Annotated in this window: 8 protein-coding genes; 1 reads left to right on the plus strand and 7 read right to left on the minus strand. The window is 67.6% G+C overall.

Annotated features, from left to right (window positions below):
• Positions 1–5 precede the first annotated feature (5 nt).
• The 6 genes from B9N75_RS04640 to B9N75_RS04665 all read right to left on the minus strand — a co-directional run bounded on the left by B9N75_RS04640 (position 6) and on the right by B9N75_RS04665 (position 16,822).
• A complete protein-coding gene (locus tag B9N75_RS04640) occupies positions 6–4,223 on the minus strand; it encodes a translocation/assembly module TamB domain-containing protein (protein ID WP_085217738.1) in 4,218 nt (1,405 codons plus the stop codon).
• Positions 4,223–6,262 (minus strand): autotransporter assembly complex protein TamA, encoded by a 2,040-nt coding sequence (locus B9N75_RS04645; RefSeq protein WP_085219406.1) that lies wholly within the window; start codon positions 6,260–6,262, stop codon positions 4,223–4,225. Before B9N75_RS04645 ends, B9N75_RS04640 begins: the two co-directional genes overlap by 1 nt.
• Before the next feature lie 109 nt (positions 6,263–6,371).
• Entirely contained in the window at positions 6,372–9,479 is a 3,108-nt protein-coding gene (locus tag B9N75_RS04650; RefSeq protein ID WP_157123694.1) for a CHAT domain-containing protein, read from the minus strand.
• Entirely contained in the window at positions 9,476–13,861 is a 4,386-nt protein-coding gene (locus B9N75_RS14245) for a beta strand repeat-containing protein (RefSeq protein ID WP_157123695.1), read from the minus strand. The genes B9N75_RS04650 and B9N75_RS14245 overlap by 4 nt, the downstream gene beginning before the upstream one ends.
• Positions 13,861–15,594 carry a ShlB/FhaC/HecB family hemolysin secretion/activation protein gene (locus tag B9N75_RS04660; RefSeq protein WP_244552425.1) on the minus strand — a complete coding sequence of 578 codons (1,734 nt, stop codon included), beginning with the start codon at positions 15,592–15,594 and terminating at the stop codon, positions 13,861–13,863. Before B9N75_RS04660 ends, B9N75_RS14245 begins: the two co-directional genes overlap by 1 nt.
• Positions 15,595–15,892: 298 nt before the next feature.
• Positions 15,893–16,822, minus strand: coding sequence for a M48 family metalloprotease (locus B9N75_RS04665; protein ID WP_172840813.1), 930 nt, complete (start codon positions 16,820–16,822; stop codon positions 15,893–15,895).
• A 136-nt stretch (positions 16,823–16,958) separates the two neighbouring features.
• On the opposite strand from B9N75_RS04665, the gene B9N75_RS04670 reads away from it, so the two are divergent.
• The gene (locus B9N75_RS04670; protein ID WP_157123696.1) at positions 16,959–18,476 is read left to right on the plus strand and encodes a glycoside hydrolase family protein; all 1,518 of its coding nucleotides are present in this window, start codon (positions 16,959–16,961) and stop codon (positions 18,474–18,476) included.
• Here the strand turns inward: B9N75_RS04670 and asnB are convergent, their stop codons facing one another.
• A complete protein-coding gene (asnB, locus tag B9N75_RS04675; RefSeq protein ID WP_085217743.1) occupies positions 18,477–20,465 on the minus strand; it encodes an asparagine synthase (glutamine-hydrolyzing) in 1,989 nt (662 codons plus the stop codon). It lies immediately after the preceding gene.
• Positions 20,466–20,640: the final 175 nt, after the last annotated feature.

Consider the following 20,640-nt stretch of genomic DNA (forward strand, 5'->3'; position numbering starts at 1 on the left):
GCAACCTAATATTCCTTGCGGTAGCGGATGCTCGCGCTCGAACTGCCCTGCGATCCTGCCTGCGAGAGCAGGCTGAGCGACTTGGACAGTGCGATCTCGAGCTGCGTGGCGGTGAAGCCGCGGGCGTCGGTGATGACCTCGATATAGATGTCGTTGCTGACGTAAAAGCCCGCCGCGACCGCGGTGCCGCGGCCGGTCGCCTCGTCCGCGCCGAGCACGCGCAGGCGATCGACACCGGTGGCCGAGCGCAGCTTGCCGAGCGGGTTGAGCCCGCCACCGCCGCCGCGCAGCGCGTTGAGCGACGATCCGAGCTGGACGACCTGCAGCGCCGAGAGCTGCGTGACCGGCCCGCCGAACAACAGCCGCGACAGGATCTCGTCCTGCGGCAACGCGGGCGAGGAGCTGAACACGATCTGCGGATTGGTGCCGGTGCCCGTGATGTTGATCGTGATCGCGACATTGTCGACCTCGGTCGTCGCCGCGATGCGGATCCGCGGGTTGATCGGCGTCGATCCGGTGAAGGCAACCTCGCCCTGCGTCAGCTCGAAGCGGTTGCCGGCGAAGCTATAGGTGCCGCGGATGAGATCGGCGGTGCCGACCACGACGGGCGCATTGCTGGTGCCGCGGACGCGCAGATCGGTCGACCATTCCGATTCCAGCCCCATGCCGCTGACGAACACCTCATTGTCCGCGCGGACGCGCAGATCCAGGTTCCAGATGCTCGGCGCCGCCGGACGGGCGTTGGCCTGCTCACCCGGCCGTGGCAGCGGATCACCCTTGCGGCGGACCCCCTCCAGCTCGGCGATCTCCGCTGCACCCTGGCGGACGATCTCGTAGCGGACCTCAGGCAGTTGCAGATCGCCGCTGATCAGCGCGGGCTGGTTGGGTCCGTTGCTGATCGCGATATTGCCGGTGGCGGTGGCGCCGATCGCGTCGCTCCGCGCCAGCCGCGCGCGATCGAGCTGCACGCGGATGTCGATCGGGAAGCCGGCATCGGCGGCAAGGCCGACACTGCCGCGCCCGCTGATCGTCCCCTCGCCCGCGCGGCCGTTGAATTGCGTGATCTCGAACCGCGACTGGGTGAAGCGACCCTGGAGCGCGATATTGGTGATGCGCGTGCCATAGGTTTCATCGACGAAGGTCAGCGCATTGGCGCGCAGGATGCCGTTCAGTTGCGGCGCCTGGACGCGGCCGCCGAAATCGGCGGCGATGGCGATCGGGCCGGAGAGCTGGCGCCCGGCGATGCCGCTCAGCGACCACAGTACTTCCGCCGGACCGTTGTAGCGGATGCCGCCAGTCAGCGGCGAAGCGAGCAGCCGCTCGCTCCAGCTTCCCGCCGCCGCGGAAAGCGGCTGGAGCCGCGCCTGCAGCCGCCCGATCACCGCGCCGCCGCGCCGCCGGATGACGGCATTGGCGAGCCCACCGTCGGGGCTCAACTGTCCGGCGAGCGCGATGTCGACCGGCGCCGAGAGCGTGGCGACGCCCGCGCGGGTGAAACCGGTGATGTTGAGCCGTGCGTCGGCGCGCGGGAATGCGGTGGACGAGGCCTGCGCGAAATCGAGCGTGCCGCTCGCCTTGCCGCCGATGCCGAGTGCCGGCGAGAAGGCGTTGACGATCGACAGATCGAGATTGTCGATGCGGCTGCGCAGCGTCAGCCCGTCGCCGTAGCGGCCGGCGACCAGCACGCGGCCCTGCGGGAAGACGATCGCGGTGGGCGACAGCACCCAATCGCGCCCGTCGCGGCGGATGTCGGCGGGACGCTGGAGCCGGAAGGCGAGGTTGTTGACGCTGCCCTGCATGGCAGCGCGAATATGATCGGGCGTGATGTCCGCATTGGCGGCGATGCGGAACGGAACGCCGCTGGTGCCGTCGGCGGTGAGCTGAAGCTTCCCGCGTCCGCCGCGATAGTCGATCTTCGCGCGTGCGGTGCGGATCAGCGTCTGATCGCGGCGCACGCCGGCGAATTGCGCGTCGCCCGTGATCGCGGGGCCTTGCGGGTAGAGGATGGCGGTGGCGCGGACGATCGCGCGCTGGATGAGGATCGGCGGCTCGGACGGGATGCTGGCGCCATTGGCGGTGGCGGCGATGTCGGCGCGCTGGTTGGCGCCTTCGGCGCTCAGCCGCACGGTGCCGTTCAGCCCCGATCCGCTCAGCGTCAGCGTGCCCGAAAACGGCCCGGCGGGCGTCTGGACGATGCGTCCGGCGAAGTTGAGGCCCGCGATCGTTACGCGATTGACCTGCACGGTCAGCGGGCCGCGGCCCGACAGCACCACCACATCGGCCGAGAACGGCCCGTAGTCGGACTCGCCCGTCGCGGTGATCGCATAGCCTTCGGCAGTGGCGCGCACGCGTGCCTGGACGCCGCGCAACCCGATGCCGAGGCCTGGTCGCTCGGCGCGAAGATCGATCTGCGGACGCTCCGCCGTGCCGGTGATGACCACCGACAGCGGCCCGTATTCCGCCGATACCGCGCTGGCGCGGAGCGCAATGCGGCCGTCGGGATTGTAGCGACCGCTGCCCGAGAGGATGCGGAACCGCGGCGCCGTCATCCGCACCGAATCGATGAAGAAGGTGCCGCCCGAGTTCATCCTTATGCCGACCGAACCCACCGCATTGCCGCCGAGGAAATCGCGCGCCGATGCATTATCGATCCGGCGCGTGCGGAAGGCGACGCGGCCCTTCAGCCCGAAACCATCGCCCTCGGTGACGATGTCGATGTTCGAATCGAGATCGAGGAGGCCAACGCCTTCGACCAGATAATTGTTGATCCGGCCCTGAATGCCGGCGCGGTACATGCCCTTCGCGAGATCGGCGACGATCACCGCCGTGGCGTTGATCCGGTCCGACCGGATCTTGAGATTGTCCGACAGAACCGTTGTGCCGCTGATCGCGAACGATCCATCGATCGCGACATTGGTGGCGAGGCTGCCGACCGCCGGGTTCAAGCCGGTGATGCGGCGGGCGCGAGCCGAGACCGGAATGGTGATCCGGTCGGCATCGACGCGAGCGCGGCCCTGTGCACGTAGCCCCTCGACAATGGTCGTGTCGAAGCCGAGCGCGCTCGCTTGGAGATCATAAGCGACGACCGGCGTTCCGAACGGCCCGTCGAGCAAAAGCGCGATGCGCACGTCGCGGCCATTGAGATTTGGGGCGATCGCGCCGGGCTTCAGCAGGCGCGCGGCAACGCGCACGCCCGAGAAGCGGCTCTCGCCGAGATCGACCATGCCCTCGGCCGCCACCGCCAGAGCATCGGACTGAAGGCGCAGCTTGGTATCGGCGCGGCGTTGATCGAATATGCTGGTGAGATCGAGGCGGACGACCGGCTCGACGAGGCGGCGGACCGACCCCTCTTCGAACATCAGCCCCGGCCGCAGCGGACCGGAGACGCGGAACGTGCCGTTCTGCGCGGCGATCGCGAGGTTCGCCATCGCCGCGCCGCCCAGCGTCGCCTGCGCGCGGCCGCGCCAGTCGGACCAGCGCCCCTGCCCCTCGACGCGCGCGGCGAAGGGCTGATCGAACCCGGCCACGCGCGCGACGAAGCCGCCCGCCGGCGCATCGAGCCGCGCGGCGATCGCCAGCCTGTCCTGCTCGGGCACCGCATCGAGCCGCAGCACGAAGCGGTCGCCGCCCGGCATCCCCGGCGCGGCGATGGTCGCGGCATTGGCAGCGATCTCGGCGCGGCCGTCGGCGATCTTCGCGCGACCATCCATGGTGAGCAGGTGGCGCTGGCCGGTGACCGCGGGGCCGATCAGCAGCCGCCCGACCTGCAGACGCCCGACGTCGACATCGATATCGGGGAGCAGCGGCGCGTCGGGATCCTCGCTCGGGTTGAGTTCCGGCAGCCGCGCCAGCGTCGCGCTCGGCACGGCAAGCGAGCGGATGTCGATATGGTTGGAGAGATAGGCGAACGGCCGCCAATCGACTTCCGCGACGGGCGCCTCGAAAAACACACCGCGATTGTCGGCCAGCCGCAGGTCGCGGATCGTCATCTTGCCGTAGACCGATCCGTCGATCCGCCCGATCCGGATGTCGAGGCCCGATGCCAGCTCCAGCTTGTTGATCTGATCGACCACGAAGCGGCGGCCGGGATCGGTGTTGAGCCCAGCGAAGATCGCGGCGAGGAAAAGCAGCACGCCGAGCACGGCGATGCCCGCCCATTTGGCGATCGTCCACCCGCGGCCTCGGCGCGGCGCCTCCTCCGCCAGCTCGACCTCGTCGGCCATCAGAAGGCCTGCCCGATCGAGATGTAGACGGCGAACTTCGATTCGCCCGGCTGGCGATCGATCGGCATCGCGACGTCGAGGCGCATCGGCCCGAAATTGGTGTAGAAACGCCCGCCGACGCCAACGCCGTAGCGCAGGTTCGAGAATTGCGGCAGCGCGCTGGAATAGACCTGGCCCGCATCGACGAAGCCGACCACGCCGTAATTGCCGAAGCGATAGCGCGCCTCGAGCGCGAACTCGTTGAGGCTGCGCCCGCCGATCGGATTGTTGTCGAGATCCTTGGGGCCGAGCTCCTGATAGCCGAAGCCGCGCACCGATCCGCCGCCGCCCGCATAGAGGCGCCGCGAGGGTGCGAGATCGTCGCGGTCGATGCCGCTGATCGAGCCGAACCGGACGCGCCCGGCCAACACGATGCTGTCGCTCGCCGGGAAATAGGCGCTGCCCTCGATGAGGTTGCGGACATAGGGCCGCGTGCCGTCGTTCAGCGACACTTCCGGATTGACACGGCCGAGCAGGCGGAAGCCCTTGGTCGGATCGAGCAGGCTGTCCGACGCATCATAGCCGAGCTGGCCGGTCAGGCCGCCGATGAAATAGGTCTGCCGCTCGCGAGCCAGCAGGCCGGTGTCGAACGCATTCTCGTTGGTCGCGATGAGCTCGGCGCCATAGGCCCAGGTCCAGCGCTTCTGCCAGATCGGCGTGGATTCGCGCGAGATGAGCCCATTCAGCCGCGCGGTGTAGCCGGTGTAGGCGGGATAATCGCGGCGGCCTGCTTCCAGATTGACCACCACCGTCCGGTCGCGCTTGCCGGCGTTCGAGCGGCGGAAGGTGGCGCGTGCGGACTGCTCCTGGGTGCCGGCGATCGCGCCGAAGCGGAGCGCGCCTTCGGGCGGAAACAGATTGCGATGCTCCCAAGCGCCCTCGACGCGGAAGCCCTCGCCCGTGGCATAGCCGGCGGTCGCGGTCAGAGCGCGCGGCGGCCCGGCATCCTGGCGGACGAGGATATTGACATATTCGGTGCCGTCCTCGGCCTGCTCGCCGGTGCGGACCGGCTCGGCCGAGACGCTGCTGAAGAGACTGGTCGCGACCATCGCCTCGCGCAGATCGTCGACCTTGCGGCTGTCGTAGAGATCGCCGCGCTCGAAGCGGGACAGGACGCCGACATGCTCGGCATCGAACGCGAGATCGCCTTCCGTCGTGAACCCGCCGAAGCGCGCGCGCGGGCCGGGATCGACGGGCAGCGTATAATCGCCGATGTGGGTGACCGGATCGAGCAGCACATCGCGCTGGCCGATCTGGGTGAAGGGATAGCCCTGCTGCGGCAGCTTGAGCGCGACATTCGCTTCGGCGCCTTCGACCTCGGCGGCGACGATCGGCGATCCGGTCTTGAGCGGCAGCGCCTCGCGCGCCAGGCCGGGCGGCACCGTCTCCGGACCGGTGACCGCAATCTCTCCGAGATTGTATCGCTCGCCTGGCGCGGCGGTGACGGTGACGCGAAGCTGGCCGGGCTGATCGGGCAATTGCTCGATCGCGACGACGGCGGTGCCGTCATAATAGCCCTCGGAACGCAGCAGCCGGACGGCGAGCGCCTCGTCCTCGCGTGCGCGCGCGGCGACCATCGCGCCGTTGGTTGCCTTGTTGTCACCCTGCTCCAGCGCCGAAAGATCGCGGAAGCGGCCCTGAAGCCCGACATCCTTCAGCCCCTCGATGGCGAGCGTATAGCGGACGGGCGGCGCTTCCTCGCTGTCCTCGGGGCTCGCCTCGGGCGTGGTGACGTCGAAGGTCGCGAGCGGCGGCAGCGGCTCGGCGAGCGCCGGATCGAGCGGGACGACGGGCGGCTGCGGCAGCGCGACATCGGGTGCGGCATCCGTGGCGGGCGGCAGACCGGCGTCGAAATTCTCGATCGGCTCCAGCGGAGCGCCAAGCTCCGCGTCGAGCGGCGGCAGCGCTGCCTCGAACTCCCTGTCCGAGACGATCGGCGCGTCGGTTTCCGGCGGATCGGCAGGCAGGGCAGCGGCAGCGCTGGCGGCGAGCGCAAGCATGCTGACCGCGATCGCCAATGTCGACTTTCTGCCCGCCAAAATCTGGTCCCGCCTGCTGACGGGACCAGCCTTGGCCAAAAGGCCGCGGGATTGAAAGGCTTAAGCGCCCCTAGTTGCCGGACTGGCTTTCGGAGTGCGACCTATCGGCAACAGCAGTATCCCCCGCGGCGATGACCGGCGCGGCGCCGTCGCCGATGATCGCGAAGCCCGACCAGTAGTAGGGATGCGACGTTTCCGGCGTCTTCATCAACTCGTCCTGCGCCATGCGCAGCGCCGTCGCAGTCGGCGTTCCGGCCGGTGCGGTGAAGAGGCCGGAGATCAGCCGCTTGGTCGCATCATAATCGTCTGGCACCGGCCAGTGGCTGGCGACGACCGAGCGGCCGCCCGCGCCCACGAAGGCGCGCACGAGCCCGTCGAGCGCCTGATCGCCGCCCGTCGTTACGCCCGCCTCGCGCGTCGCCGCCACCGTCGCCTTGCCCGCAGTGTCGCAGGCCGAAAGGATGACGAGATCGGCGTCGAGCTTAAGATCGAAGATTTCTGCGAAAGTGAGGAGGCCGTCCGAATCCTGATCGCCGAACGAGGTCATCAGCGCCGGCCGCGCCGGGCATTCGGCGCGCGGCGCGGTGACGAGACCGTGCGTCGCGAAATGCATGATGCGATATTGCGACAGATCGCCGCGCTCCTTGATCGCGGTGTCGGTGAAGGCATCGCCCGTCACCACCTGCGCGTCGCCCTCGCGGCGCGACTGGCCAATGATGTTACTGGCGGTGACCAGCTCTTCCGACGAGATCGGCCGGCCCCATTCGGCGAGCGACCAGTCGCAGCTATCGGATTCGCCGAGCAGGCTGCGCGTCGCCGCCTGGCTCACCCGCTCGCCGCTCGGCACGGCATTCTGGCCGAAGCCGATATAGTCGTTGGACGCAGCCGAGCGGCGCACCTGCCGCACGTCGCGGAAGGCGCGCGCGGACACCGCGGTGCTGACGTCGCGATCACGGCCCAGCCAGGCGACATCGGTGAAATCGAAGCCGTCGTCGCCGGGGCGGCGCGCCTTGGCGAGATAGGCATCGACCCCGGCCTGCTCCATGACGAGAAGGTTCGCGGGCAGCCGCAGCATCGCGCCGTCCGGCTCGAACACCAGGTGGCGCACCGATGCCATCTCGCCCGCGACCGGGCCGAACAACTGGCCGTACATCCTGTGCGAAAGCGCGACGTCGAACGGATAGGTCACCATCTGGCCATTCTCGACGGTCGAGATGGTGTTGCGGATGCCATCGACCTCTTTCTCGAGATCGGCCGGCCGCGCGGCGATGCGGAAGGCGCGCGCCGAATTCGGCGTCGCGAGGATGGCGTAAGCCGCGTCGCCCACCACCATCATCTTGTAATAGGCCTCGCCCTCGCGGAGCACCGACTGGAGATCGGACAGCGCCATCGCGCCGCCGGATACCACGCGATAGCGCGGGAATTCCGCCAGCTTCGCCTGCGTCGCGGTCTGGTCGCGCTTCATATTGCCGAGCTGCGTGCGCACCTCGTTCAGCCGCGCGACCTCGGCCGCGGTGGGCTGGGCGAGCGCGGCGAGGCGCAGGCTCTCGCCGCGCAACCGCTCGATGTCGCGGGTTAGGTTGACCGACTGGCGGAACATCCGCGCCGCCTCGTCGCTGCCGCCCGAAAGCTCGCGCGCCAGCACCGCCTGCGTCTGCGCGACGCCGGGGCGGACGAGCACCTGGCTCGCCTTGAACATGTCGGCCACCGCCGCCGGATCGTTCGACTGATCGGCGAGCAAGGCGAAATAGGGCGCGAGCGTGCGGCGCAGTGCCGGCGCGCTGTTGCCCGATTCGGCATTGGCATCGACGATCTGCTTGAACAGCGCCAGCGCCGGGCCAGTCTGGCCGGTGCGCTGATAGAAGGACGCGAGCCGCGCCTGCGTATTCAGCAGCGTCGTCGAATTGGGATAATAATTGCCCATCAGCGCGGCGGCGGATTCGAGCCGCTGCTGCGCGCCAGCGGTATCGCCGCGTTCCTCAGCGATTGCGGCAAGCTCCATCATCATTTGAGCGCGGAGCCACACGGTCGAAGCGACCCGCCCGCCGCGCACCGCGGCGAGCTGCGCCTCGGCGCTTTCCAGCGCCTGCGCCGCATCGACAGGACGGTTGAGCAGGCGAAGCGCGGTGCCGCGCAGATATTGCGCCTGACCGTCGAGGATCTGCGCCTTGTCCTCCGGCAGCAGCCCCGAGCCCGCGGCGGAAAGCTGTCGCGAGACCGAGCTGTCGGCGTTGAGCCGCGACGCGGTCTCGGCGTCGATCACGAGTTCCGACAAGGCAGCGCCGCTGCGCGCCTCTTGTTGCGGCAGCCCGGCATCGAGCCGCGCCAGCGCCTGCGTCGGACGCCCCTGGTTGAGCAGGTGGATCGCCTGATAGTTGCGCAGCATCCGGCTCATCACCGGATCGCCGCCGGTCTGCGCCTCGGCCTCGCGGAACATCCGGTTGGCCTCGACATAATTGCCGAGATTCGATTGCTGGAGCGCCTGGTTTACCAGCGCTTCGGTGCGGCCCGCAGCACCACCGGCGAGCAGTGCGCCGAAGAATTCGGCGGATTCGGCATAATTGCCGCTGTTGTTGCGGCGATAAGCCTCGGCGAGCGCGCGCTCGGGATCGAGCGTGCCGGCCTGCACGCGCGCGAACGCCGCTGGGTCACCGGCCTCGGTCGTCGCGATCGACACCTCGCCGTCCACCGGTGCGTCGGAGACGAGCGTGCGGAGACCGAGTTGCAGCGCGCTGTCGTAACCCGCCAAGCCTTCGGCGACATAAAGCGTATTACCCTGGCGCACCGAATACACCCGGTAGCCCACGGCGACGTCGGTCATCGTGCAATTCTCGACCTGCGCCGAACCCAGCCCCTCGATGCCGCCGGACTGCGCCGGCTGGCACTGCGTCGCGGCGCGCATGGCGGCGAGCCGCGCAGCAGGATCATCACCGCGGACGCGCAGCGCATAGAGCTGGCCGACCGGCACCGCGGCGTCGCGGCAAGTGACGGCATAAGCGCGGTCGAACATATCCTTCAGCGCACGGCTCTGTGTCGCCGTTTGCGCGGAGCAGAGCACGCCCATGCCGCTGCCGATGCGGAAGCTGTCCTGCAGGCTGATCTGCTGCGCGGGCGCGGCGCCTGCGAAGGCGAATGGCGCCGCGAAAATCGCGGTGGCGAGAAGGCGGGTCTTCATCATGGCTCGTTCCCGTCATTGGCCGGACAGGGCCGTTCGTCCGGCGGGCAATTGCCCTCGTCGGTCCAGAAACTGCTGTCGCCGCCGGACGCGACCGGCTCCTCGATCAGCGCTTCGGACGACAGGCTCGATGTGTTGATCAGCCCGGTGAAGCCCGATCCGAAGCCGCCGTTGCCGGCCTCGTCCGACGCGCGCTCGGCCGGCGAATCGTTGGTCGTGCCCTCGACCGGCCCGAGGATCACTTCCGAACCCGCACCCGGCGGACTTTCCTCGACCGGCGGGGGCGGAGGCGGTGGTGGCGGCGGCGGAGGAGGAGGCGGCGGCGGCGGAGGAGGAGGCGGCGGCGGCGGCGGAGGTGGTGGTGGTGGCGGGGGCGGCGTCACACCCGGGTTGTTGATCGAGACGGTGTTGAACTCGGAATCGTCAGTATAAGCCGTCGCGCCTTCGCCGACGTTCGTGAACTGCACCTCGTCGAAGAAGGCGCGGCCGGTGACGATACTGCCGTTCGGATTCTGCTTCCGCCCGAAGCCGACAAGCGTCACCTCCTCCCCGTCCCCGGCGAAGATCAGGCCGCTCTGGCCCACGGTGACGCCCGCGAAGTTGGTGGCCGTGCCGGTGTTCTGGATGAAATAATTGCTGCCACTAACGAAAGCGATGCCACCAGCCTGCACATAGCCGGCCGGATTAACCTGGCCGGTGTTGGTGCGCAGCGCATCGTTCCGCCCTGCAAAATTAGGATCGGCGGCGAGCTGCGCGGCGAGCGACGCATTAGCGATGGTGACAAGCCCGTCCGACCCCAGCGACAGAAAGCCCGAAAGCTGGTTGGCGCCGTTGCGCATCGCGATGCTGCCGGTCGGCGTGATGACCTCCAACCGCTCGAACCCGTAGAGGCTGAGCACATCGCTCGGCGCGGCATCGATGAAGGTGAGCGCGCCCGAGACGCGCAATATGCCCTCGGCGAACAGCGTGACGTTGGAGACGCCGTCGTCGTTCTCGGACCCTTGGATGATCAGATTGCCGATCGTGACGTCAGGCGCACGCGCCGGGTCTGTGCTCACCGCTTGCGAGAGCAAAACGATGGTATTCGCCTCGATCTGGGTCGCCGTCGCCTGATCGAGAATGTAGCCGTCAAAATCCCCAGGGGCGCCGTCGCCGATGAAGGCGCGCCGCCCCTCGCCGACGATCAGGTTAAGCTGATCGGCGAGGATCGAGCCGGTGACCGGTTCGTCATCGTCTTCCCGGAAGCTGATCTCGTCGGATTCGATGGTGATAGAAGGCGATGCAAGCTGCCCCTCGATTTCCAGTTCTTGAAGATTATCGGCGCGCGGCCCGATCGACAGCGCGGTTGCCGCGGTCACATCGCCGAGCAGGATCGAATCGCCAAGCAGCGAGATCGTGTTGGAGGCGAAAATCCCCGAAAAACCGGCGTCGGCATTATCAGCGTCAATCGTGCCGGTCGAGAAGAAGATGTTCTGCGCCTCGATCGTGTTGGCGCCCGCTGGACGGTTCAGGTGCTCGACGTCGATCTGCGACGAAATGTCGCTGTCATTACTGAACGCCAGGGCCGTGAGCGTGCCACCCACCACCAGTTTGCCAGTGCCGTCTGCTCCGAACTGAAGGTCGTTACCGACGAAATCGGCATTGTTCGTGATATTCACGATGCTGTTCGCCGCGCGGACGCCACTCGGCTCTACCCGTGTGACCCCGTCTTCGAAAAAGCCTTCGAACTCTCCACCGGCAAATAGATCGACTGTGCCGATAGTCGCCGTCGTCCCACCAGTGACCTCGATCCGCGCCGAGCCATAACGGCTGTCGCCGGATCCGCCACCGAACCCATTTGCGTTGGCAGTGAAGGAGCCAAGCGTAACGTTGCCCGGCTCGAGCGTCTGGAAGCGTTCGGTTGCCAGCAGAAGCGCACTGCCGCCTTGTCCGAAACCGCCTTCGCCGCGGACACCGCCAGCGCCGAGCCCGCCGGTTCCGCCGGAACCGTTGACGTCTATGGCGAGACTGTTCGCCGTGACGGTGCTGCCGCGCACCAGCATCGTCCCACGGCCGCCGACGGCATTGCCGCCTGCGCCACCTGCCCCGCCGCCTGTCCCGCCCGCGCCGCCGGTGCCACCCGTCGCATTTCCGAAAATGGCGATTGTGCCGAAGTCCGCCCTGCCGTTCGGCGTGCCCGTCTGCGTGCCGCTGGCCGTACCTACGTTTACGGAACCTCCACCGAAGGCGTCGCCACCCCGTCCGCCCGCACCGCTGCCGACACCTGCGCCACCCAAGCCGCCGGTTGCGTTGCCGTTGATCGAAACTGTCGTGACGTCGATGTCGCCGGTCAGTGATTGCGAGACGATATTTCCGAAGCCCCCTCGCGCCGCGCCTCCCGCGCCGCCGCCGTTGCCGCCCGATCCGCCGATACCGCGCGCATCCACAGTAAAGCTGCTGAGCTGTACGACGCTCGTCGCGGTGCCGTTAAGCGCCGCAAGCTCGACCTGTCCGCCGGAACCTGCCCCGCCGCTGCCGCCACCTGCGCGACCGGCGCCGCCGGTGCCGATGGCGCTGACCTGAAGCGATGTTGCGTTGATCGACCCGGACCGCGTGGAGACGAACGTGCCGCCGTTCGGCGGCTGTTCGACGGGGTTGGAGCTGAAGCCGCCCGCGCCCGCGCCACCGTTCAGGCCGATACCGCCCTCACCATCGCTATTGAGCGTGATGGTCGTCGCGACGAAATCGCCGCCGTTATCCGTGAAAATCTGGTTGAGGCCGCCGCGCGCGCTTCCGCCGTTGCCGGTCGATCCGATCAGCGCATCGCCACCCACCGCGCTGGTGTCCATCGCAAGCGAGCCCAAGGTAACGTCTCCGCCCGCACCGAAGATCTGCGCCGAGCCGCCGGTTGCCGCACCGCCTGCGGAGCCATCACCGCCGAGCGCGCTGGCGTCGATGAGCGTCGTGCCGGACACCGTCACGCTTCCGCCCGATTGCGAATTGATCCGGGCCTGGCCGCCGGTCGCCGCACCGCCAGCGACGCCGCTGTTGCCGTCCTGACCGATCGCGACCGCGCTGATCACCAGATCGCCGCCGACCTGCACCTGGCCGCCGGTCGCGGTGAAGATGGAGGCGAGCCCTGCTGTCGCGGCGCTACCCGGCGCCAGGGTGCCGCCGAGATTGTCGGCACTGATGGTGAGATCGCCGGCCACCGACAGCAAGTTGCCGTTGGATCCGACCTGAGCGGACACATCGCCCTGGATGTCGAGATCGCCCGAGAAGTTCATCGACGACCCGCTGGTCGTGACGAGGAACTGATCGGTCGCGATGCCCCGCACGTCCGATGTCACGTTCGCATTGGTGATGGTGAAGCTGGCATCCTGCGCCGGCAGCACCGGGCCGGTGAAGGTCGGGATTCCGGCCACCGTCTGGACGTTGTAACCCGCCGACAGGATCACTTCGCCATTCTCGATCGAGGCGCTCACCGGGCTGGCGAAGCCGACCGAGCCGCTGAGCAGGGCGAGGATCGCCTGGTTCTTGGGCACCGCGACCATGTAGATCGCGTGATTGTCGAGGCCGCCGGTGCTGGCGGGGCCGCCGGTCGTGCCGGAGTGGTTGATCGGCGTGCCTACGCCGGTGCCGCCGTTGACCGTGATGTCGAACAGGCCGTCGTTGATGCTGAGCGTCGCGCTCTCCGCCGCGACATAGGCGACGCTGCCGTTGACCTGGACGTTGCCCCCCTGGACCACCTGCGGCGCGACTATCGCCACATAGCTGCCTTCCGAAAGCGCATTGATCTGCGCGCCAGCCGCGATGCTGACCTGCGCGTTGACGTTCGCGCCGCTGTCGAATTGCAGGTCGAACGCGTTGAGGCCGTAGCTGACGGGATCGGATGCCGTCAGCAGCAGCCCGCCGATGTCGAACACGCCGGTCGATCCGACGAGAATGCCGCTGGGGCTGTAGAAAGCGACGTTGCCGCCGGCCTGCGTCGCCGAGGGTGTCAGGCGACTGATGATGGTGCCGTTGAGCTGGATCGCGCGGTTGACGTCGCTCGGGAGAATGCGGTTCAGAACCGCGAAATTGCTGCCCGTGCCGTAATAGTTCGCGGTCGTCCCGGACGGCATGAAATTGATCGACCCGCCGCCGGTCGCGTTGTCGGTCGGGATCCAGTCGATGACGGACGTGCCGCCGCCGATCGTGAAGGTGTCGACGCCGGAGACACTGCGATCGATGCTCACCGAGCCCGACGTCACGTTCGGCGTGCCCGCAAAGGCTTGGGCCAGCGCCGTATCGGGCTTTGCGGCGGCAAGCGCGGTGCCGAGCGCGCAGGAGAGGAGCAGCGCCTGCCGCTTGCGGCGGAGCCGCGGCTGGGGGGTGACGCCGGTCTGGTTACGCTGAGCCGTCATCAGTAGCTCCATGGCCAAAGCTTGGTGGTGAACGAGAGGAGGATGCGGGGATCGGGCTTATCGATCTGCAGCCCGGCGCGCTCGAGCGGCACCGCGATCAGGACGTCGAACTGCCCCTTGTCGCCGTAGAGCGCGCGGACGCCGCCGCCGATCGAGGTCGCGTTGCGGCGGCCCGGCCCATAAGGCTGGACAAGATCGTTGTTGCGCACCCAGGCCGCGTCCATGAAGACGTAGGGCTGGAACGAGAAGGCATCCATCGCCTGCGGCACGATGCTGCCGAAGCGCAGCTCCGCCTGGAAGCCGGCACCGCGATCGCCGAGCAAGGTGCCCGGATCGTAGCCGCGGCCGACAGTATAGTTGCCGACCGAATATTCCTCGAAGCTCAGCAGCGGATCGCCGCTGTACTGCGCCCGCACGTTGAGCGCGAAGGTGATGTTGGGCACCGGGCGATATTCGCCGAACGCCTCGGCGCGATAGACGAGCCCGGTGGGATCGGCGCCGAGCCGGCTCGGCGAGATTTGGCCGCGCGCCGTGCAGCCCGCAATGGTGAAGCAGCGATCGGTCGCGTCGAAGATATCGAGCCCCTGGCGGAGCTGGACGTTGCCGGCGAGCCGCCAGCGCGGCTCCGCGCCCGAAAAGCCGCCGAACCGATCGAGGCTCGGCCGGTCCACCGCGTCCATGTCGACCTTGAGATAGGCGACGCGCAGCTTATCCTGGCTTAGCGGGAAAGCGTTAAAGCGCACCCGCTGGTTGACCAGATCCAGCCCAACCGCGCCGCGCACGTTAGCGGATTGCGTGCGGACAAAGGGATAGCTCGTCTCGAGCGTCGCGAGCAGCGTCCGCGCCTTGACGTCGATGTTGGGAAGCCCGAGGTCCGGGTCGGCCCAGCTGTAGGTGAACTGACCGGAGACGGTGAGCCCCTCGCCGCCGACGCGGAAATCATGGCCGAGCTGCAGCGTCTGCTGCTCGTCGAAGTCGAGCGTGCTGAAGAGCGCGACCGTCGTGCGGTCGCCAAGACCGGTCAGCCCGTAGAACTGCCCACGCAGCAGCGCGCCGAAGCGGCCGAGATCCTTCGATCCGTAATTCTGGACGTTGAAGTCGATCTGGCCGGGCTGGCGGATCACCGCCACCTCGCCGATCACCTCGCCGCGCGCGCCTTCGGCCGAACGCAGCGAGAGGCGCACGTCGTAGCCGGGCAAGTCGCCCGCCAGCAGCAGGTAACGCTCCGCCTGGTAGCGGTTGAACACCGGCTGTTCGGTAAGACGGTTGAGATAGGCGGCGATCGTCTGCTCGGCATTGCCGGCATTGCCACGGACGCGAACGCCGACCAGCTTGGCCATCAACACCTGGAATCGGACGTTGCCGTCAGCGATGCGTTGCTCGGGCACTTCGACCGCGGCGATATAACCGGCATCGCGGAGGATCGTCGCGGCGCGGTCGCGGATCTCGCAGATCACCGAGACCGGCTGGGTGGTGCCGATATATTGCTCGTAGGCCGGGCGCAGCGCGTCTGGCGCGAGTCCCTGTAGATCCTCGAATGTGACAGCGTTGATCTGGAAGCTGACGTCCTGCCCTTCCAGCGCGCAGGGCGCGCGCTCGATGCCGCCCTCGACCGTCAGCCGCGGCGGCTGCGGCGTCTCGGGCCGCACCGGCACGCGCTCGACTTCCTCGCGCGTCGGCGCAATCTGACCGACCGCAGGAGCGGCCTGCGCAAGAGCCTGCGATGAAAGCAAAAGAGCCGCAGATAGCGATGCGGCACCGCTGAGGCCCCAAGCCGCGCGGACGCGGCCGGACGCCCGGCCAGTCAAACAAACCCCCATTTCCACCCCGTTCGTTGAGCCGTGGCTTAACTAGAAAACCATAGGCCGAATCGCTTCGTCGCAAAAGCCCCTGGCTCACCGTAAATTTCGTGCGGCGACGCCTCCCCGTGCGCCGCCACTTGCATGAGACTACGACCGACACTTTCCGCGCCGCATCCCATGATCAGGGTAAGATGTCTGATTGCAAGCGCGCGAGGATTGCTGGCGCCCGTTATTCGGAGGTCGGCTCCGGGTCCGCCAAGGCCTGGATCTCAGCCTGCAAAATCGCGACGCGCTTGCGCCATCCGGGATGCGTGGCGCTGGCGAGGATGCCATGTCCGTGCTCCGGCCCGAAGCGCTGCCAGAAACGGACGGCCGCGCCCGGGTCATAGCCTGCATTGATCATCAGCCGAACGCTCAGCCGATCTGCTTCTTCCTCGGTAGCCCGGACCCGGCGCGCGTTTTTCCCGAAGTTGCGCAACAGCCCGCTCGGCACACCGGCGCTGTCGAGACGTATTCTGTGCCCCAGGATATTGTGCGCCAGTTCATGCGCGAGGATCGCCGCGAGTTCGTCGTCACCGCGCGCATATTGAACCAGCGCGCTGCTCAACTGGACATAGGAACCATCGGCCGCGGCGTTCAGCTTCTTCCCCGGCACCACCTGAAAACGACTGCCGCAGCCCTTGGCGCCCGTCATTGTGATCACCAAACGCTGCCCGGCGCGAGCGGCAGTGAGTATTACGTGCCCGTGCGACAGTGCCTCGTTAAGGCGATCGGTGAAGGTTTCCACGCGATCGTAGCTGCCGCTCTTTCCCGCGGCCGGGGCGGCGGTGGAAACGCCGTCGATCTCAAGTATCGCATCGTCCGGCCGAATGCCCGCCAGTGCTGCCGGCCCGCCGGCGGTCACGGTCAAAACCGCCATATGCTCGCCGAGGCCGAATGCTGTCTTCGCTGCCTCGCGAAAACCCGCGCCATATTGATCGAGTGCGTGCAGCGACAAGCCGCTCAACTGCTCTCCGGGTACACACAAGGCTGTGTTGGATACCGCCAGGCGGAAGCCGGCATCCGAGACCCGCCTGTCCAGATCGCGCAGCGCATGCAGCTCTGCGATCTGGTCGGGCGCGGCGGATAGCGGCGATGCGATGAAGAGCAGCGCGACCATTGCACAACGTAGCGGCATTGGCTGGCCTTAACCGCTCTCCCGCCCCATGCCTACCGCGGCGGCGCAGCCGACACCGCGTCCTATGGCTGGACCTGCAGCGTCCTGCTGCTAGGAAATCGAGCGGAAATCGAAGCGAGTGGCCATGACCGATATGACATCGATAAAGCCAGGCAGATGGGACGTAACGCGTCGCGGATTCATTAGGGCCGCGGGCGCCGTGCTCGTTACGGCCTGCGGAAACGAGCGCGCCACCGCGGAGCAGGCTGCGGCCTACACGCCGGAAGGGTTCGGCGCGAAAGGCGACGGACGGACCAACGACACGGCTGCTTTCCAAGCGCTGTCCGCCGCGATCAACGCCCGCAGCGGCGGCACCGTCATGTTACGCAAGGGCGCGGTCTATATCGTGGGCGGGAGCAAGCCGGCTGACCCGAAGCGGAGCGGCGGCTACACCTTCACCCCCGCCGATATCCTGCGCTTCACCGACTGTCGCAACGCGGTAGTCGTCCATGGCAATGGGGCGACGTTGCGCGCCGTCGACGGCTATCGTTTCGGCACCTTCTCGTCCGACGGCGCGCCGACCCGCAACGCCTTGCCCTATTACGGTCCGCAGATCGCCGCAGGCTATAGCGCGATGATCTTCGTCGAAGGCTGCAGCGGCTCCGTTCTCATCGAGAACCTTGAGCTGGACGGCAACGTCGGCCGCGCACGGATCGGCGGACCTTGGGGCGACGCCGGCTACCAGCTTCCCGGCAGCGGCCTCCAATTCCGCAATAACAGCGGACGGTGGCGCGTGGTCAACGTCCGCGCTCACCACCATCCTCTGGACGGCATTCATGTCAACGACCCCGGCGACGCTACGACCCCGCCATCGGGATCGGGCACGGAAGGCTGCGATTTCGACCAGAACGGACGTCAGGGGCTCAGCCTCGTCGGAGGAGTCGGCCACATCTTCCGCACCAGCAAATTCCGCCGGACACGCCGCGATGGTGTTCCGGTGCAGAGCGCCCCGGGGGCCGGCGTTGATCTGGAAGCCGAAGGCGGGAGAGTCGTGCGAGACATCCGCTTCGAGCGCTGCGAAATGAGCGATAACGTCGGCGTCGCCTTTCTCCACGGCGGCGGGCCGGTCAGCAACATCACCGTGGTCGATTCGCTGCTGCTGGGGACGACCACCTGGAGTTATTACAGCTCCGGCGCGAAGTCGGTCCGGTTCGTCCGCACCCGGATCGTCGGCGCTGTCGTCAATCTCATCGGTGGAGAGCAGGGCGAGGTCTTCGAAGACTGCCTCCTGACCAACGATCCGGCCGAGGCGCCGCGGGGGCAGACCCCGTTCAGCCCCAGCGGGTTCATCATCCAGGATGCGGTGCGAGGCGTCCGCTTCATCCGTGGCGAGATCCGCAATGGTCAGCCGGTCAGTTCGCGGAACGGCAACCTCGACCAGATGACGCTCGAAGGTACGACGATCCGCGCGACTGCCGGCTCGCTCATCGTGTACGGGCGATGCAGCAAGGGATGCCGATTTGTCGAGGACGGCGGGACGATCGGCGGCCTGCCTGGCGGTGCGGACGGGAAGGTCACGATCGGTCAGGCAGAGGATGGCTGGTCGCTCGTGCGCCGCGGGCGCACGACCCGTTTTCCCGCCACAGTTCGTCGCTAGTCAGGCGGCGGTTAGAGCAGGCGCGGCCTTGCCCGCGTGCTGGTCGTCGAGCCACGCCTGGAACATGAGGACCGCCCACAACGCCTGCGACGATTCGCGTTCACCCGAAAGGTGCCGCCGCCAACGATCGGCGACTGGGGCCGGATCGAACAGGCCCTGAGCGGCCAAGCGGCGGGGATCGAGCAATGCTTCTGCCCAGTCACGCAAGTCGCCTTTCAGCCAGGCGCCGATCGGCACCGAAAAGCCCGCCTTGGGCCGCTCGAACAACTCGCGCGGGGCGTGGCGGAAGAGGAGACGGCGGAGCACCTGCTTGCCCTCCCCGCCGGCGATCTTCATCGTCAGCGGTATGCGCGCTGCCACCTCGGCCACGCGATGATCCAGGAACGGCGCTCGGGTTTCGAGGCTGACCGCCATGGACGCCCGATCGACCTTGCACATGATGTCGTCGGGCAAATAGGTCATCGCGTCGCAATACAGCGCCCAGACCGCGTCCGGCATTGCGGCGTTACCCGGCAGACCGCCTGGACCGCCGTCCGCGCCAAGCACCGGTGTCCCTTCGACATGCCATTCGTCGAGGAAGGCGCCGTAAACGTGGCGGAACTCGCGCGCAGAACTCACCAGGCGCATGCCTTTGCGCAGCTTCGTGCCGATATCGGGCCGGCGCCAGCCGGGTACTGCGCCGGCGAGCGCGTCCCACGCCCGGGGTGATACCCGGGCCAAACCTCCGCCCACGCCCGCACGTAATGGCCGCGGAATGCGCCGTGCCACCGCCCATGCGCGCGGAACCGTGACATGGCGGTTGTAGCCGCCGAACAGCTCGTCCCCGCCATCGCCGGACAGCGCGACGGTGACATGCTCGCGCGCGAAAGCGCTGACGATATGGGTGGGGATCTGCGACGGATCCGCAAAAGGCTCGTCATAGATCGCGGGCAGGCGGCGGATCCCGTCCTGCGCCTCGCGCACCGTCACGTAGCGCTCGTGATGCTCGGTGCCGAAATGGCGCGCCACCGCCTTGGCGTGACCGGCTTCGTCGAAGCCCTCTTCCTCGAAGCCGATCGTGAAGGTCTTCACCTGCCCCGGCCAGTGCTTCTGATAGAGCGCGACGACGGTCGAGGAATCGATCCCGCCCGACAGGAAAGCGCCGACGGGAACGTCGGCTACGGCCTGACCGGCTATTGCATCGGTCAGTGCCGCTTCTAACGCTGCATCGGCGTCGGCTTCGCTGCCGAACGGCGACGCGAGACCTTCCTCGACGACATCGCGATACGACCAGTAATTGCGCAGGTTCATCGCGCCTGCCTCGCCCGGGCCAGGTAGAGTGTCACGCGCAGCGATCGGCCGGCTCGCGTCGATCGAGAGAATGTGCCCGGGCAACAGCTTGAACAACCGCTCGTGGATCGTGAAGGGGGCAGGGATGTAGGCGCGGGCGGCGAAAAGGCTCAACGCGCGCCTACTGATCGGGTTTTCGAAGCGCGGAAGCGTCCGGATCGCTTTTAGCTCGGACGCGAAAACGAAATCGCCGCCGACCCAGCCGAAATAGAGCGGCTTTTCGCCGAAGCGGTCACGCACGAGGTGGAGTTTTCGCTCGCGCTCGTCCCACAACGCGATCGCGAACATACCCACGGCCCGGCCAAGCGTTGCGTCCAGTCCCCACGCAGCGACGCATTCGACCAGGACTTCGGTGTCGCTGCGCCCGCGCCACGCACGCGGCCCAGTATCCGCTTCCAGCGCCTTACGTAGCTCGCCGTGATTGTAGATTTCGCCATTGTAGGCGAGGATGAAGCGCCCGTCCGCGCTCGCCATCGGCTGGCGGCCCGCCGGCGAAAGATCGACGATCGCAAGCCGGCGATGGGCCAGACCCACACGACCTTCCAGGCCGATCCAGCAGCTTTCGTCATCCGGCCCGCGATGCGCGATACTGCCGCTCATCCCAAGCAATGTCCCCCGATCGACCGGTGCGGCCGCGATCAGGCCCGCTATTCCGCACATCCTACAATTTCCATGGCCTCAAGTCGTCGTGCTGTTAGCGGAGTGCTGGACAAGTGACCAGCACTCCGCGGCGCTATTTGCCTTGTAGAAGCGTCATGCTAAGGCCCGCCGCGGCCACAAAAAGCCGGTCTATTCGGGAAATTTCCGCCCGAGATTCTCCATTTTCTGACCCGTT

The organism is Allosphingosinicella indica (assembly GCF_900177405.1).
Taxonomy (GTDB): Bacteria; Pseudomonadota; Alphaproteobacteria; order Sphingomonadales; family Sphingomonadaceae; genus Allosphingosinicella; species Allosphingosinicella indica.